The 15,845-nt window shown below is 67.2% G+C and carries 12 protein-coding genes and 5 pseudogenes; 9 read left to right on the top strand and 8 right to left on the bottom strand.

Annotated features, from left to right (window positions below; genetic code table 11):
* Positions 1–437: 437 nt before the first annotated feature.
* Positions 438–1,220 (bottom strand): IclR family transcriptional regulator, encoded by a 783-nt coding sequence (locus JK363_RS28625; RefSeq protein ID WP_201879198.1) that lies wholly within the window; start codon positions 1,218–1,220, stop codon positions 438–440.
* Between the two features lie 164 nt (positions 1,221–1,384).
* On the opposite strand from JK363_RS28625, the gene JK363_RS28620 reads away from it, so the two are divergent.
* The 4 genes from JK363_RS28620 (at position 1,385) to JK363_RS28605 (ending at position 5,038) form a co-directional block, all read left to right on the top strand.
* Entirely contained in the window at positions 1,385–2,302 is a 918-nt protein-coding gene (locus JK363_RS28620; protein WP_201879196.1) for a dioxygenase family protein, read from the top strand.
* 1 nt (position 2,303) lies between these two features.
* Positions 2,304–2,771 carry a nuclear transport factor 2 family protein gene (locus JK363_RS28615; protein WP_201879194.1) on the top strand — a complete coding sequence of 156 codons (468 nt, stop codon included), beginning with the start codon at positions 2,304–2,306 and terminating at the stop codon, positions 2,769–2,771.
* Positions 2,768–3,589 (top strand): fumarylacetoacetate hydrolase family protein, encoded by an 822-nt coding sequence (locus tag JK363_RS28610; protein ID WP_201879192.1) that lies wholly within the window; start codon positions 2,768–2,770, stop codon positions 3,587–3,589. The genes JK363_RS28615 and JK363_RS28610 overlap by 4 nt, the downstream gene beginning before the upstream one ends.
* 90 nt (positions 3,590–3,679) lie before the next feature.
* Entirely contained in the window at positions 3,680–5,038 is a 1,359-nt protein-coding gene (locus tag JK363_RS28605; protein ID WP_307821899.1) for an aminomethyl transferase family protein, read from the top strand.
* A gap of 174 nt (positions 5,039–5,212) precedes the next feature.
* Here the strand turns inward: JK363_RS28605 and JK363_RS28600 are convergent, their stop codons facing one another.
* Entirely contained in the window at positions 5,213–6,061 is an 849-nt protein-coding gene (locus JK363_RS28600; RefSeq protein WP_201879190.1) for a PaaX family transcriptional regulator, read from the bottom strand.
* A gap of 142 nt (positions 6,062–6,203) precedes the next feature.
* Between JK363_RS28600 and JK363_RS28595 the strand changes: the two genes are divergently transcribed.
* Positions 6,204–6,995, top strand: coding sequence for a p-hydroxycinnamoyl CoA hydratase/lyase (locus JK363_RS28595; protein ID WP_201879188.1), 792 nt, complete (start codon positions 6,204–6,206; stop codon positions 6,993–6,995).
* 636 nt (positions 6,996–7,631) lie between these two features.
* Here the strand turns inward: JK363_RS28595 and JK363_RS28590 are convergent.
* Both JK363_RS28590 and JK363_RS28585 read right to left on the bottom strand, forming a co-directional pair.
* Positions 7,632–8,316: pseudogene (locus JK363_RS28590) on the bottom strand (phosphotransferase family protein); the annotation flags it as partial.
* 337 nt (positions 8,317–8,653) lie between these two features.
* Positions 8,654–8,935 carry an MBL fold metallo-hydrolase gene (locus JK363_RS28585; protein ID WP_201879187.1) on the bottom strand — a complete coding sequence of 94 codons (282 nt, stop codon included), beginning with the start codon at positions 8,933–8,935 and terminating at the stop codon, positions 8,654–8,656.
* Between the two features lie 54 nt (positions 8,936–8,989).
* Here JK363_RS28585 and JK363_RS28580 point away from each other — a divergent pair.
* From JK363_RS28580 to JK363_RS28570, 3 genes and pseudogenes are all read left to right on the top strand, one after another.
* Positions 8,990–9,195: pseudogene (locus tag JK363_RS28580) on the top strand (dienelactone hydrolase family protein); the annotation flags it as partial.
* A gap of 81 nt (positions 9,196–9,276) precedes the next feature.
* The gene (locus JK363_RS28575) at positions 9,277–9,480 is read left to right on the top strand and encodes a hypothetical protein (RefSeq protein WP_201879185.1); all 204 of its coding nucleotides are present in this window, start codon (positions 9,277–9,279) and stop codon (positions 9,478–9,480) included.
* A 192-nt stretch (positions 9,481–9,672) separates the two neighbouring features.
* A pseudogene (locus tag JK363_RS28570) lies at positions 9,673–11,114 on the top strand (NF041680 family putative transposase).
* 52 nt (positions 11,115–11,166) lie between these two features.
* Here JK363_RS28570 and JK363_RS28565 read toward each other — a convergent pair.
* From JK363_RS28565 to tnpA, 3 genes and pseudogenes are all read right to left on the bottom strand, one after another.
* On the bottom strand, positions 11,167–11,466 hold the full coding sequence (locus JK363_RS28565; RefSeq protein WP_268981100.1) for a helix-turn-helix domain-containing protein: 300 nt from the start codon (positions 11,464–11,466) through the stop codon (positions 11,167–11,169).
* 234 nt (positions 11,467–11,700) lie between these two features.
* Positions 11,701–12,095: pseudogene (locus tag JK363_RS28560) on the bottom strand (IS701 family transposase); the annotation flags it as partial.
* Between the two features lie 214 nt (positions 12,096–12,309).
* A pseudogene (gene tnpA, locus JK363_RS28555) lies at positions 12,310–12,724 on the bottom strand (IS200/IS605 family transposase).
* A gap of 27 nt (positions 12,725–12,751) precedes the next feature.
* Between tnpA and JK363_RS28550 the strand changes: the two are divergent.
* Positions 12,752–13,996, top strand: coding sequence for an RNA-guided endonuclease InsQ/TnpB family protein (locus JK363_RS28550; protein ID WP_201879183.1), 1,245 nt, complete (start codon positions 12,752–12,754; stop codon positions 13,994–13,996).
* 13 nt (positions 13,997–14,009) lie between these two features.
* On the opposite strand, the gene JK363_RS28545 is transcribed toward JK363_RS28550, so the two are convergent.
* Complete coding sequence (locus tag JK363_RS28545; protein WP_201879181.1) at positions 14,010–15,686, bottom strand: (2,3-dihydroxybenzoyl)adenylate synthase; 1,677 nt, start codon at positions 15,684–15,686, stop codon at positions 14,010–14,012.
* Between the last annotated feature and the right edge of the window lie 159 nt (positions 15,687–15,845).

Genomic DNA, 15,845 nt, shown 5'->3' with positions numbered 1-15,845 from the left:
TCGGTCAGCGTGCGCAATACCGACCGATATCCCGGTGGACCGGCACTGACACCGCTGCTGAACAGGTACAACGCAAGGATGAAACACACTCACCGCCGGGTCTCCGTTGCTGCTTCTCGCCCTCCGCCGGTACATCACCGAAAGCGACGAACTGCGCGACGGGCATTCCCGCCCAAACCCGCCACTGGACAGTGCCCGACCTGCGGTGACGTGCCAACTCACCGGCATGCTGCCCAGATGGCACTTTCGCCCACGGCACGGGGACCGGCCCCACCCCGACCGAAACGGTGAGGTCGGGGCGGCCCAGCCGTAGCCAATAGTTGGTGCGGTCTGGCTGCGGCTGCGGCGTTTCGGTGGCTGCGGCCGTGTGATCGCCGCTTCGAGGTGCTCCATCATGACCTCGTGGTGGTGTTCGACCGCGTGCTGCGCGCAGGTACCTACAGGCGTGCCTTCAGTTCGCCCACGAGAGAGTCCAACGTGGTAATCACCGTTCGACGCTTCTGATCGTCCAGAGTGTCCATGGCCGTGGTGATACTGACCGCGACATAGCCACCATCCGCATGGCTTGTCGCGAAACCGGAGGCGACGCAGGAGAGCCCGGGCACCGCTTCTTCCTCGTCCATGGCATGGTCGCTGTCCCTCGCCGCGCAGATCTCGCGCATCAGGTGAGCGCGTGAAGTGACCGACTTCTGTGTCAGTCGTGGCAGTGTGGGCCGGTCCGTCAGGCGCCGGTCGAGCTCTGCGGGCGGCAGCAGGGCCAGCAGTATCTTGCCGCAGGCGCTGCAGTTCGCCGGTACCCGTCGGCCGATGCTGCCGGCCAGTCCCAGCCGCAGGCCGCTGCCGCAGTCCTGATAGGCCAGGTAGACGGCTTGCAGGTCGTCGTCGAGCACGGCGAGTTGGACGGTCGCGCCCAGGTCGAGCGGGACCTTGCGGGCGACGTCGTAGAACTCGGCGACCAGATTGACACTGGAGACATAGGCCGAGCCGAGTTCGAGCAACCCGCGACCGAGTTGAAAGCCGTCCCTGGTACGGCGGATCAGCTGCCCCTCCGCCAGCGCGGAACAGAGGTTGAACGCGCTCGACCTCGGGACTTCGAGAGCCCGCGCGATCTCGGCCATGGTGTAGGCGCGCTGCGGGGTTTCCCCGAGCAGGCGCAGCAGCCTGATTGCCCGGTCGAGTGCCGGCACGACCGGGCGAGCGTCCGGCTTCGCGTTTGCCATCCTCCCACTCCCTTCACTCTCGCATCACATTGTTCAACCTGCTGATCATACATCCAGCAGGTTGACAAACGATACCCCTTGGGGCGGTACTGGTGACCCAGGCTCCTCGACTGGGTTCACCCAGGCCGGCCTGTTCACGCTCTGCACAGGCAGGAGATTTCGCGATGATCATTCAGGACGAGGGTCAGCTCACCGAGGCGGTGCTGGCCGAGACGGAACGCGCGGACGATCCGCGTCTGAAGGAGCTCGTCCAGGCGCTGGTGCGCCATCTGCACGACTTCGCCCGTGAGGTGCGGCTGACAGAGGCGGAGTTCGACGCCGCCATCAACATCGTGAGCAGGCTCGGCAAGCTCACCACGCCCAGCCACAACGAGGTCCGGCTGATGGCGGGCACGCTGGGCCTGTCGACGCTGGTGTCTTTGATGAACAACGGCACCGAGGCCAAGCCCACCTCGGCGAACCTGCTCGGCCCGTTCTGGCGCAAGGGCAGTCCGGCGATGAACAACGGTGACTCAATCGTGCGTTCCGCCACCGAAGGGCCACCGCTGTTCTTCACCGGCCGCATCGTCGACACCGACGGAAACGTCATCGCCGGAGCGGAAGTCGATGTCTGGCATGCCTCGCCGGCCGGCCTCTACGAGAACCAGGACCCCGAGCAGGCCGAGTGGAACCTGCGCGGCAAGTTCTTCAGCGACACCGACGGGGTGTTCGCCTACCGCAGTGTCAAGCCGTCCGGCTACCCGGTGCCGATGGGCGGGCCCGTGGGCGAGCTCCTGACCGCGCTGCACCGCCACCCATTCCGGCCGGCCCATCTGCACGCGCTGATCTACAAGCCGGGCTACAAGACGATCGCCTCCCAGCTCTACAGCCACGACGACCCCATGCTGGAGACCGACGCCCAGTTCGGCGTCGTACAGACCCTCGTCGGCAGGTACGTACGCCACGAGAACGAACCGGCGCCGGACCCCGACGTGAGCGAGCCCTGGTACAGCCTTGAGCACACCTTCATCGTCGAGCCCGGCGAGGCATGGCTGCCCACCCCGCCCGTGTCGGCCAAGCGCGAGACCAAACTGGAGGTATGACATGACCGAAGAATTCTCCGCCGCGCGGATGGAGGACCGGATCCGGGAGTACTTCGCCGCCTGCAACGACGGCGACGTGGACCGGATCGCCGCTCACTTCGAGCCCGACGGGGTCCACTACTTCCCTCCGGGCATGTACCAGGGCCCCTTCCGCGGCGCACGCACGATCGGCGAGCGCTGGCATGCCGCCGTCCACCAGGGCGGGTCGTTCTGGACCATCGACCAGATCATCCTCGATGCGGCGACGCGCCGGGCGGTCATCGAGTGGACTCACTTCAAACGCGAGGCAGGCGTGCTGCTGCGCGGGGACGAGTGGTACCTCTTCAGCGAACGCGGGCTCATCCAGGAGATCCGCGCCTACTACGCCTCACCGCAGGATCCGTTCCTCAAGGTGTTGGAGATCGAAGGTTACGACTACGCCGGGCTGGGCTATCCGATGTCCGCCCCGCCGTGGGAAGAGGTGTCATGAACGAGACCCGGCGCATCCTCCTCGACGGGGCTCCTGTCGAGATGGTCCTGGACGGCGAGATGCTTCTCGCGCAGGACGGCCGCCGCGTCAAGCCCGACGAGGCGATCCACCTGCCCCCGAGCACCCCGAGCAAGATCCTCTGCGTGCATCTCAACTACCAGTCCCGACTGGACGAGCTGAAAACAGACGGACCGCCCGCTCCCCACTATTTCCTCAAACCGCCCTCGGCGCTCAACTCCCACCGCGGCGTGGTGATCCGGCCGCGCGGCTGCCGCTACCTCAACTACGAGGGCGAGGTCGTCATCGTCATCTGCCGCAGGGCCCGCAACGTGCCCATGACCGAGGCGCTCGACTACGTGCTGGGCTACACCCTGGCCAACGACTTCGCCCTGCACGACTTCCGCCACGCCGACCGCGGAGCCATGCTCCGCGTCAAGGGCGCCGACACGCTGGCTCCCGTCGGACCGGGTCTCGTCACCGACTGGACCCCGGGCGACCAGGTGCTGCGCACCCGCGTCAACGGGATTATCGTGCAGGAATCCAGCCTCCGAGCCATGGTCTTCCCGGTGGCCTACCTGATCGCGGACCTCTCCCGGACGATGACGCTGGAGCCGGGGGACCTGATCTTCACCGGCACGCCCGCCAACTCGCGCCCCGTGGAACCCGGCGATGTCGTGACCGTCGAATGCGACGGACTCGGCACGCTCGAGAACCGCATCGCCGAAGGCGAACACGACCTCCTCGATGAGGCCGGCTGGATGCCCGAATCCACCGACAAGGCACTGGGCGTGGCCCTGGGCGAACAACTCCGCGAATAGCGTGCAACGCACTGACACCGGAGCCTGACCCGCGGCCGGTGCCGACGTGATGAGACGTGTTGGGCGACGACTGGCAAAGGAGACGGCAACGTGAGCACGGAGACCCTCGAAGACAAGCTCGATCGCGTCGGTGGTCCGGTCGAGATGCTCAAAAACGGCCCTACCGGGGCCTTCGAGATCCCAGGCAGGGGAGAGTTCGGGAACTGGCGGGATGAGCAGCGGGCGTGGAAGACCACGGCGGTGGTGTTCGATCAGTCGTTCCACATGACTGACGTCTACTTCCGGGGGCCTGACGTCCGGCGGCTGTTGTCGGATACGGGGGTCAACAGCTTCCGCACTTTCGGCCGCAACAGGGCGAAGCAGTTCGTGGCCTGCAATGAGGACGGTTACGTGATCGGTGACGCCGTCCTGTTCGGCTTCGAGGAGGACGAGGTGAGCCTGGTGGGCCGGCCGGCTGTACCGAACTGGGTGGCCTACCAGGCAGCGGTCGGGGGGTACGACGTCACGGTGACCAGGGATGAGCGAACTGTCGCCAACAACGGTAGGCGGCGGACGTTCCGCTATCAGCTGCAGGGGCCCAACGCACTCAAGATCGTGGAAAAGGCCCATGGTGGGCCGATTGAGCGGATCAGGTTCTTCCACATGGGCGAGTTCACGTTGGCCGGCTGCCAGCTGCGTGCGCTCAACCACACGATGTCGGGCATCCCCGGCGAGGAGATGACGGGACTTGAGCTCATCGGGCCCGCGGCAGAGGGACCGGCGGTGATGGCCGCCCTGCTGGAAGCCGGTGTGGAGTTCGGACTCGTACGCGGCGGCGCTATCGCTTACCCGACAACGGGTTTCGAGTCCGGTTGGATCCCGTCGCCGACACCGGCGATCTATTCGGGTGCGGCGCTGAAGCCGTATCGCCAGTGGTTGACCGCCGACAGCTGGGAGGCGTCGATTTCCCTCGGCGGCAGCTTCGATGCACCGAACATCGAGGACTACTACCAGACGCCGTGGGACCTGGGATACGGCAACCTCGTCAAGTACGACCACGACTTCATCGGCAGGGCCGCGTTGGAGCGGCTCGTCGACGCACCGCACCGCTGCAAGGTGTGGCTGCGCTGGCACGACGAGGACGTGAAGCGCGTGCTCGCCAGCAGCTTGTTCGACGAACCCGGAACCGGCGCCAAGTACCTCGATATCCCGAAGTCCGTGTACTCCACCTTGCCGTTCGACAAGGTACTGGTCGGCGACCGGCTGGTGGGCCTGTCCACCTCCACCGGCTACACCGTCAACGTCGGTGGCTGGCTCTCGCTGGCGATGCTCGACGAGGCGGACGCTCGCGACGGCGCCGAGGTCACCGTTGTCTGGGGGGAGAGCGATGGCGGGTCGGGGAAACCGACGGTTGAGCGGCATGTCCAGACGGAGATCCGGGCGACTGTCAGCACCATGCCCCTCGCCTGAGACAGGGGAAGGAGAGCATCGTGACAACCGCTCAGCGGGGCGCCGACGATTAGCGTCGCGGGGCGGATCGTGCACGCCGGCGACGCCTTTTCCGACATCGCACCCGAACACCACGGCGCGCGTCCTGGCCCGGACCGGGTGTTGTCTGGGCCGTCCGGCTGATGAGGGCAGGTGTCAGGCATTCTCGGTGGAGAGCTCGAGAATCCGGAGGTTGGCCTTGGCGGCTTGTGCCACTCGCGGCATGAGGTGGTCGTAGTGCCGCCGGAAGAGCCGGTCGGCCTCGGTGGCGGGCCACGGGTCCGGCAGGTGGGCGAGCGGCAGTCGCGGATCCGCGCGTACGATCTGCGCCCACTCGCTCAGGAGTACGAGCAGAGCCGAGATTTCGTCATCGAACTCATCGACCGGGTCGCGAGTCCACCGCTCCAGGAAACCGGTGTAGCGAGCGGCCATCTCGTCGAGGTCGTAGAGCTTGCGGATGAGTTCGGCCACGGGCGTGCCCTCTACGCGTGCCCCGGTGAAGACGTGCACGTGGTCCAGGACGTCCAGGCCCTGCAGCGCGGTCGTCACGTCAGGCTGGTGCGGCGAGACCCACAAGCCGTTCTGTAGTTGCCCGAACCCCTCCCAGGCAAGGCGCGACCGCACGCGATAGCGCAGCGCCTGGTGACGATCGGGCAGCGAGACGGCGAGGATCGTCCAGAGTCCATCCCATGGCTGGTCCACCGGTTCGAGGGCCAGTGCCTGGCCTTCCTGGAGTACTCGGTGCCCACGTTCGGTCAGGGCGTAGTACATCTCGCGGCCTTTGGGGTGCCGCTGGAGCAGCCCGCGCTCGGACATCCTGCCGAGGGTAGAGCGGACCGCCGCGCTGCCCACGGCGAGCTTGGCGAGGATGTCGATCACTGACCCTGCCGAGATGGCGGCGGGGCGGTCATAGACCGCAACGCTGAAGAGCATCAGGACGAGCCACTGCGGCCGACGTGCCCGTAGCACCTCGGGTGGTTGGTCGGCCGGGCTCGCGGAGGACATCACTGGAGTGACCCTAGCAGCCAAACATTCGTCAAAGCATTGACGCTGCGAAAAATAAATGCATAAGGTTTTGGGGAGGGGGCGCTCCGCCCCGGCCGGCGGGGCGCGCTGAGGAACCTGCGATTCCTGATCGGAGATACATATGAGCACTGACGTTGATGCGGCACGCGCGGGTGAGTTCGCTCGCGGACGTTCGCTGGGGAGCTGGGAGACCGCCCTCGCCACGGTGGACAACGGGATCGCCTGGGTCGTTCTCAACCGCCCAGAGAAGCGCAACTGCATGAGCCCGACCCTCAACAACGAGATGTTGGAGGTGCTGGACGCGGTCGCCCTGGACGAAGAAGCCAGTGTGCTGGTCTTGACCGGGGCGGGTACCGCGTTCTCGGCGGGGATGGATCTTAAGGAGTTCTTCCGGGAGAGCGATCAGCTGTCGCCGCGGGCCGCGGAGATCCGACAGCGGTCCGCCTATGAGTGGCAGGGCCCGCGTCTTCGGCAGTTCCCGCTGCCGACCATCGCGATGGTGAACGGTTACTGCTTCGGTGGCGGGTTCGTCCCGCTCGTGAGCTGCGACATCGGGATCGCCGCCGAGGACGCCGTTTTCGGCCTGTCGGAGGTGAACTGGGGAATCATCCCGGGCGGCAACGTCCCCACCGCGGTCGTGCACACGATGAGCCAGCGCGACGCGATCTACTACAGCATCACGGGTGAGACGTTCGACGGCCGCCGTGCGAGTGAGATGCGGCTGGTCAACGAGGCGGTTCCCGCTGACCGGCTGCGGGAACGGGTGATCGAGATCGCCGAGGTACTGAAGACGAAGAACCCGACGATCATGCGCCGAACCAAGGAGATGATCCGGCACATCCGGAACATGGGCTGGACCGAGGCCCAGGATCCAGCAGTTCCTGGACGAGAAGTCGATCAAGCCGGGACTTGAGGGCTACCAGCGTCCCGGCGCCTGATCCGCTCGGCTTGTACGCGGCAGCAACCCGCTCCAGTCCTGGGTAACAGGTCCTGCGGCGCAAGGACGTCTCGGAGGTCGCAGTGAGTATCACCTCGAGCCACAGTGAAACGGGCGGAGCGGAGACGGGGGAGGTGGATGGCCCGCGTACGTCTGCCGAGGTCGTATCGCGTCGGTTCGTCCGGCCTCGGGCGCTGGCGATCGTCGGCGCTTCCGCCAAACCCGGCTCGGTCGCTGGAACCACCTGAAGAACCTCGCCACCAACGGCTACCGGGGCGAGGTACATCTGGTCGGCCGCCCGGGCCGGGCAGCTCGACGAAAGGCCGACCCTGCCCGATGTATCGGCATTGCCGGACGGGGTGGACCTCGCCGTGCCGGCAGTTCCGGCGGAGGGAGTGGGGCAGGCACTGGGTGAAGCTTCCCCTTCACGTCATCGCGGTCCTCGGCGCGGCGGGCGGGGTGCATGGAACTCCCGTCAGGCGATGCTCATCAGACCATCTGGACCTACCTACATCCCGCACGCTGGGCCAACCAGCAATCCACAGACTCGACCCATGCAGGCGCGCCCAGTGCGTTCATGAGCGCCGGCCGTGGCAGCCGTTGATGGCACGTCGGGCCGTGCAGCAGCGCGAGAGTGGTGGAGCAGTGCTCGACATCGAGGTCCGCCGGGCCCCAGGAGGTTGCCGCCCAGTCGACGACGCCGGTGATCCGGGCACCTGCCGGACTTGAGGGTGGCACGTCGAACAGCACGTTGCCGGGTTGGAAGTCACGGTGCAGGAATCGCCCTTCATAGGGCGGCGCGGGCTTGCGGATCACGTCGATCGCCGGTGCCCATGCCGCCGCGTCGGCGCCCTTCGGAACGACGACGGTGTCGGCTGGTCGTCAACGCCACATACTCCCGGGGCCGCTCGGCGGGTCGCAACGCGTGGATCGCCACGAGTTGACGGCCAGCAGAGGAACGCGCGTCTCCAATCCCTCATCATCGAGGACCGTCCGGCCCACCAGATGTGTCATCAGGAGCGACGGATACTCGCAATGCGCGGCGGTCGGATCAACCGCGACCAGTCCAGGAGCCGACACACCGGTCCCCGTGAGCTGGGTCAAGGCGCCGGCCTCCCTGTTCAGCCAGTCCTCGGCGCGCCTCCACGAAGGACGGGTCGACGAAGGTCCGCAGCACCAGGTCACGGGTCCCTCCATCCCGCGTGCCGACGGTCAGCCTCCGCATTTCGGCAGTGATGCCGCCCTGCAACGCCTCGGTGCTGACGATCCGTTCGCCGGCCTCCAGGTGCCGGCTCACCCAAGCCAGTGTCAACGGTCGGCAGCCGCCGCCTCATCGTGGTTGGTCACCGTGTCACCTCATCGTCCGGACGGCGACAGGTGAAAAAGCCTTCATTGGAGGCGATCCGGTGCTGGGCCCACCTGGTTCGCGACTGTCAGAGGCGCGGGGTGTGGCGCCGGGCCGTCGGCGGAGGGTGTGTCTTCGGTGGAGATGGCTTCAGTCTGGGGTGTGCGGGGAGGTCGCCGTGGAGGTGTGTTCGGGTGTGTGCGGTGCGACCAGTTCGGTGCTGGCCATGGTGGTGTGGCGTCGGTTGCTGAGGTGGCTGTCGGGGCCCCGGGGCGGGGTGGGTGTTCTTCTACAGCGGCCGGTCGTCCGGATGTAGCAGGATCGGTGCGCCGGTCAGGTCTGCCAGTGCCGGGGTGGCGCCGATGTGGTCGTTGTGGGCGTGTGTGCACACGATGGCTTTCAGTCTGTGGTCGCTGATGGCCTTGGCGATGGCGTCGGCGTTGTGCGGAGCGTCGATGACGATCACCTCGTGGTCGTCATCGACGCTCCGCACGTTGTTGACGGGCCAGGTGCCGCCGTCGAGCGAGAACGTGCCCGGGGTGACAAGGTGTTCGGTACGGGCGGCCGTCACAGCATCACCACCGAGCGTAGGACGTCATCGTGGTGTATCGGCTCGAAGGCCTTCCACGCCGAAGGAGACATGACACCTGAGGCACTCGGCGAGCTCAACCAGCCCTGGACGCCGCAGGTGTCGGCTACACCTCCGAGATCTACCCTGGCACCATCCACGGCTTCACCATGTCCGACACCGACACTTTCAGCGCCTCCGGGCTGAAGGGCCACTGGGATCGCTTGCTCCCCCTCCTGGACCGCACCCTGGCCAACATCTGAACTTGTTCTTTAAGGTCCAGCCTGCTGAAGGTTGGCCGTATTGGACCTCATCTCCGGAGGCTCGTTCGGCACAATGACCGTGTGACGAACAACGAGGATGTCGGAGCGCCGTCCATCAGCAAAGGGTTTGCTGTCGGCATGGTGATCGGAGTCGCATTCGGGATCGTGCTCGGGTTGGCTGTCTTCGACAACATGGGGATTGGCCTGGCGCTCGGCGGTGGCGCCGGCGGAGTCCTCGGTGCCGCTCTCCCAGCGGCGTGGCACTCGCAGCGCGAGTCTTCGTGAGCAGTCCACAAGGCTGCTCGGCTAGAAGTGCTGCGCTCCGGCTGAGCAAGCCAGCAGGGTACCTGGCCGTCGTCGAACGGCATCCCAGAACATGATCACTCGAACGGGGATCCTCCGGACGTGAACACGGCCTTCGTCTGATCCTGTGCTCCGACCAAAGACGCACCTGATCAGCACGAAGGCCGTGGAGAATTGAGTTTGCTGCATCACGATGCCCAGCGGGAGCCGTTCGTCGTGGCGTCACACTTCCGGGATGACTTCTACGCATGCCTGACCGCCCGGCGTGACGAATTGTTCGAGCTCGCCGACGCATTGCTGTGCGCGGACGGCCCAGTGACCTCGCCAGTGGACCTGACGCTGGTGGCTGAGCACCGGCGTGGTCACGGGGCCATGTACGACGTTTTGAACTGCGGCAACGTCGATGTGCCGCGGCTGCGGCAGGTGCTGGCCGGCCTCCCTCAGCCGCAGGCCGCCGATGAGCGCCTGGTACTGGCGGTGGACATCAGCCACTGGCTCCGCCCGGACGCCCCGACCAGCCCGGATCGCCTGTTCTGCCACGTCTACGGCCGCAGCGGCCGGTCCTCGGACCAGTTCGTGCCCGGCTGGCCGTACTCCTTCGTCGCTGTCCTGGAATCAGGACCTCCTGGTGCCAGCTGCTGGACGCCGTGCGGCTGGGCCCCGCCGACGATGTCGCCGAAGTCACCGCCGCCCAGGTCCGCCGGGTGGTCGAGGACCTGATCGAGATGGGCCGGTGGCACTTCGGCGACCGTGACATCCTGATCATCTTCGACGCCGGGTACGACGCCCCGCGCATGGCCCACCTCCTGGCCGACTTGCCGGTGGAGGTCCTCGGGAGGATGCGCTCGGACCGGGTGATGCGCAAGCCGGTCCCGGTGCCTTGGATCTCCCCGCCGCAAGGTGGGCGCCCACCCAAGCACGGCAAGGAGTTTCGCTTCGCCAAGCCGGAGACCTGGGGCGAGCCGAACGCGGCAACGACGCAGGTCACCGACCGATACGGCACTGTCCACGCGATGGCCTGGGACCGCATCCATCCCCGGCTGACCACCCGTTCCGCGTGGATCGACCACACCGGTGAACTCCCCATCATCGAGGGCACGTTGATCCGCCTGGAGGTCGACCGCCTGCCCGGCGGCCACGACCCGCTGCCACTTTGGTTGTGGTCGTCCGCCACCGGGCTGTCCGGCGAGGACGTCGACGTGCGCTGGCAGGCGTTCCTGAGGAGGTTCGACCTGGAGCACACCTTCCGCATGATCAAGCAAACCCTCGGCTGGACCCGGCCGAAGATCCGCACTCCCGAAGCTGGCGACCGCTGGACGTGGCTCGTCATCGCCGCCCACACCCAGCTGAGGCTCGTCCGCCAGGCCGCCGCCGACCTACGGCGGCCCTGGGAGAAACCGGCTGAGCCCGGCCGGCTCACCCCCGCCAGGGTCCGCCGGGGGTTCAGGAACCTCCGCCCGAACTTGCCCTGTCCGGCGCGTGCGCCGAAACCCAACCGGCCCGGCCCCGGCAGGCCGCTCGGCTCGAAGAACCGGCGCCCCGCCACCCGCTACGACGTGGGCAAAACGGTCAGGCGGCCCGAGACCATCGCCGAACGTGACCAGGTCAGACCATAAAGAACAAGCTGAGTCCCTGTCTCAGTTCAGCTGCCGTTTTGCGTGGCGGCAGTCACTCGGCGGGCTCAGCGGGGCCGGGCAGAGTGGGTACGGGCTCCGCCTCAGCGAGCCCGGTCCGCCCACCGCCTTTCAGCTCGGGCACGTACTTGTAGATGGTGTTGTGCGAGACACCGAGGAGCTTCGCGATTGAGGTGACGGTGTTCTTCGGGCGGCTGAGCAGGTCGCGGGCGTGCTGGATCTGCTTGGGAGTCATGGCCGGGGGCCGGCCGAGGCGGGCGCCGCGGGCGGCGCCTGATCGAGTCCCAGTTCCGGCACTGATGCGGGTAGCCGTCTCCGTTCGCGAGGGCGCCATCTCCTCGGTGACGCTGCTCAAGAGGCTCCGGTCCGGGTCGCACAAGACGCCACGTACGTCACCTTCCGCGAGGTCGGCCGCGTAATCCGCACCGTGCAACTACTAGTACTGCAAAGGTGCTTGTCCTGAGTGCTGGGCAGCTTTCAGGGGGTGTGTCCGCGTCGTTTGTAGTGGCTGATGCGGGCTTGGTGCTGGCGTCTTCGTCGCCAGTGTGACCAGTGCAGGATGTGGTCGACCGGGGTGGGTCGGCGGTCGGTGAGGCGGGTGATCAGGCGTCTGCTTGGCGGTCTGGAAACATTCCTCCACCGCCCATCGGCTGCCCGCGATGCGGATCAGCTCGTCCAGGCGGTCCCGGCCGGGCAGTAGGCGATGTACTAGGAGATCTCCTCGGGCCTGCTCACGCTGCGGCGGGCGAGAACCCAGTGCTGACGGTCTGCGCGGTGCCAGGGCCGGATCTCGACGCGGGCCCAGTCGTAGATGCGCCGTCTGTGGGCCCCGTCGCCGCAGGAACGGCGCTTCCACTTCTGCTGCGGCAGGCCGGGAAACAGCTCGTGCACAGGGTGGTCGATGGCCCAGTGGGTGACGACGGTGTCGTGCCGGGTGGTGGCCATGACGTGGAAGACATCGGCGAGCACCCGGTCACCCGGGGGCTGCTCGCCTGCGCGGACGGTCCCGTCCTCGCCGTGCCGGAGTAGCGGCGGGTGAAGGCCTTCTTACGGCCGACAGGAGGAGCGCCCCGCTCACCGGGCCCTCCTCAGCGCCACGCCTTACCGGGACTCTTGCAGAAAGCCCCGGCGTTCATGTCGGGGATGAATGCATCTCAAGGCTGCTCTGACGTGCACTTTAGAGCGGACGTTTTTGCTGCTCGATGTACTGGCGGACGATGGCCAATGGTGCTCCGCCGCATGATGCGGAGAAGTACGAGGGCGACCACAGGTGTCCGTGCATGATGGCGCGGTTGATCTGACCTGTGAACTCCTGCCGTATCCGGCGGGCGGAGACCCCCTTGAGGCTGTTGACCAGCTTCGAGACGGCGACCTTGGGCGGGTAGTTGATCAGGAGGTGGACGTGATCGCGTTCGCCGTTGAACTCCTTCAGCTCCGCCTCGAAGTCCTCGCACACCTTCCGCATGATCTCTTCGCAGCGCGTCCGCATCTCGTCGTCGAACACCCCGCCCGGTACCTCGTCACAAAGACCAAATCACATGCATCGCCGAAACAACATGTCTGCCCCGCCTGTAATCGTTCTGCCCATCCATGAGACCAATCGTAGTAGGGTCTTGGTTATGCAGCTCCGCTACAACTACCGGGCCTACCCGGACGCCTCCCAGCGCCGTGCGCTGGCGAATGCGTTCGGCTGCGCCCGCGTGGTGTGGAACGACTGCCTGCGCGACCGCAAGGAAGCCCACGCGGCAGGACTGCCGTATGTGAAGTCGGCCGAGCTGTCCCGGCTTCGCATCACCCAGGCCAAGCGCACCGCCGAACGCGCCTGGCTCGCCGACGTCTCGGCGGTCGTCCTGCAACAGTCCCTGCGGGACCTCGACACCGCCTACAAAAGCTTCTTCGACAGCCTCAAGGGCACGCGGCAGGGCCGGAAGGCCGGGCCGCCCCGGTACAAGTCGAAGAAAGACACCCGGCAGTCGATCCGCCTCAACACCAACGCCTTCTCCCTCCAGGAGAACGGCACGGTGTACGTGGCCAAGGTCGGCAACCTCAAGGTCACATGGTCCCGCCGGCTGCCGGCCGTGCCCACGTCCCTGACCGTCACCAAGGACAGCTGCGGCCGGTACTTCCTCAGCTTCGTCGTGGACACCGGGCTGGACATCCTCCCGGAGGTGGAGGCAGAGTCCGGTCTCGACCTCGGCCTGTCCGCCTTCGCCGTCCTGTCCGACGGCAGCAAGATCGACAGCCCCCGCTTCCCGCGCCGGGCGGAGAAGAAACTCAAGCGTCTTCAGCGGGAGCTGTCCCGTAAGGCCAGGGGATCGAAGAACCGAGCCAAGGCCCGCATCAGGGTCGCGCGCCAGCACGCCAAGGTGGCGGACCGGCGCCGGGACTGGCACCACAAGTCATCCACGCAGATCATTCGCGACAACCAAGCGGTGTATGTGGAAGACCTCGCGGTGTCCGGCCTCGGCCGCACCCGCCTCGCCAAGTCCGTGCACGATGCGGGATGGTCCGCGTTCGTCGGCATGCTCCAGTACAAGGCGGTCAAGCACGGCCGCACCTTCGCCAAGGTGAACCGGGCCTTCCCGTCCTCTCAAGTCTGCTCGGCCTGCGGATTCCGGGACGGCCCCAAACCCCTGCACGTCAGGCAATGGACGTGCGGCGAGTGCGGCAGCGTGCACGACCGCGACCACAACGCAGCACGCAACGTCCTCTTCGAAGGACGCCGTATCGTCGCCACCGGACGGGTGGAGACGCTAAACGCCTGTGGAGCGCCGGTAAGACGGGCACACGTGCTCGCACAGCGCGTTGAAGCAGGAAGCCCCCGGAAGGGTCAGACGACCCAGGCCGGAATCCCTGGACTTTAGGCCAGGGAGCACGTCAAGGCCGGAGAAACCCCTGGGCCAGCGCCGCCTTGTCGACCTTCCCGACAGCGGTGAGCGGAAGGCCGGGAACCTGGACGACCTCGTCCGGCGCCTTGTGACCGGCCAGCCCGCGCTCCCTCAGATGGGCGGCGACCTCGCGCGCGCTGGGAGCGGCGCCCGCGCAGACGACGAAGGCGACGGACCGCTCACCCCAGCGCTCGTCCGGCACCCCGACCAGTGCCGCCGCCGTGATCGCCGGATGCGTCAGCAACTCTTCCTCCACCTCGACCGCGGCGATCTTCTCGCCGCCACGGTTGATCTGGTCCTTGATCCGCCCCACCACCACGAGGTGTCCGGTCGGCAGACGCCGCACCACGTCGCCGGACCGGTAGTAGCCGTCCGGGGTGAACGCCGTGCGGTTGTGCTCCTCAGCGCGGTAGTAGCCACGCAGCGTGTACGGGCCCCGGGTGAGCAGTTCACCCGCCGTACCGTCTGGCACGGGCCTGCCGTCGGTGTCCACCACGAGTATCTCGTCGTCCGGCGAGACGGGGCGGCCCTGGGTGGCGCAGACGAGGTCCTCGGGGTCGTCGAGGCGCGTGAGGTTGATCAGTCCCTCTGCCATGCCGAAGACCTGTTGCACGGTCACCCCGAGTGCCGGTCCGAGCTTGCGCGCGTGGTCCTCCGGCAGCCGCGCCCCGCCTACCTGCACCACCGCGAGGCTCCCGAGGTCCCAGGAACTGGACACGGCCTCGTCCATCCAGTGGGGAACGAGCGGCGGGGTCAGGGAGGTCAGGGTCACACCCTCCCGCTCGACGAGGGTGAACCCCGTCTGCGGGCTGGGGTCCGGCGCGACCACGACGGTTCCCCCGGCCATCAGGGTACCCAGCACACCGGGGCAGGCGAAGGTGAAGTTGAACCCGATCGGCAGGACCGCCAGGTACACGGTCCGTGCGTCGAGCGCGCAGACCTGGGCGCAGGCGCGAGCGTTGTAGGCGTAGTCGTCGTGCGTCCGCGGGATGAGTTTGGGAAGCCCCGTGGTGCCGCCGGACAGCAGCAGGAGGGCGACATCGGCGGGGTCCGCTCCGCCGTCGTCAGGGTCGGGGCCGGGGTCGGGCGCGGGCAGGGAGTCCGTCGCGGTGAGGCCGGACGCGGACGGCGGGTCCACCCGCAGCGCCTCGAACGGGACGAAGTCGTCGTCCGGGCCGGGGTCGCCGACCACGACGACGTGCCGCAGCGAGCCGCCCGGTCCCTGCTCCGCCCGCACCTCGCGCATCAGTTCCCGGTGGTCGAACCTGGCGTGCCGGTCGGGCACCACACAGGCCACGGCACCCGCCACGCGCACCAGATGGCCGATCTCCCGGCGCCGGTGGCCGGGCATGGCGTGCACAGGAACCGCCCCTAGCCGCTGCAACCCGAACCAGACCAGCACGAATTCGGCGGAGTTGGGGAGCTGGACCACCACGCGGTCACCCCGCCCGATCCCCAGCCCGCGCAGTCCGCCGGCGACACGGTCGGCCTCGGCGTCCAGATCCGCGTAGGTCCACCGCCGTTCCCCGTCGATCAGGGCGACGCGCCCTCCATGACCGGCTGCTCCTTGGCGCAGGAGGGTGCCGAAGGTCACCCCCTGCCAGTGTCCGGCGGCCCGGTACCGCGCCGATTCCGTCTCGGACCAGGTCTTTTGAGTTTCGGTCATGAGGTTGTGCCTCTCTTTGGAGGGCCTCGGCTTCTGGCGCCAGGCCCCATCGTGTGACTACGATGCTATAGAAATGATAATCATTTCAATCTAGGCTGGATTCGGGACTGTGTGAGGGGGGATTCCAGCGCCCGCCCCCGACCCGACTTCCACCTCATC

This window comes from Streptomyces coffeae, from assembly GCF_016741875.1.
Classification (GTDB): Bacteria; Actinomycetota; Actinomycetes; order Streptomycetales; family Streptomycetaceae; genus Streptomyces; species Streptomyces coffeae.
The sequence above is the reverse complement of the archived record's forward strand: the minus strand, read 5'-3'. Positions and strand labels throughout refer to the sequence as shown.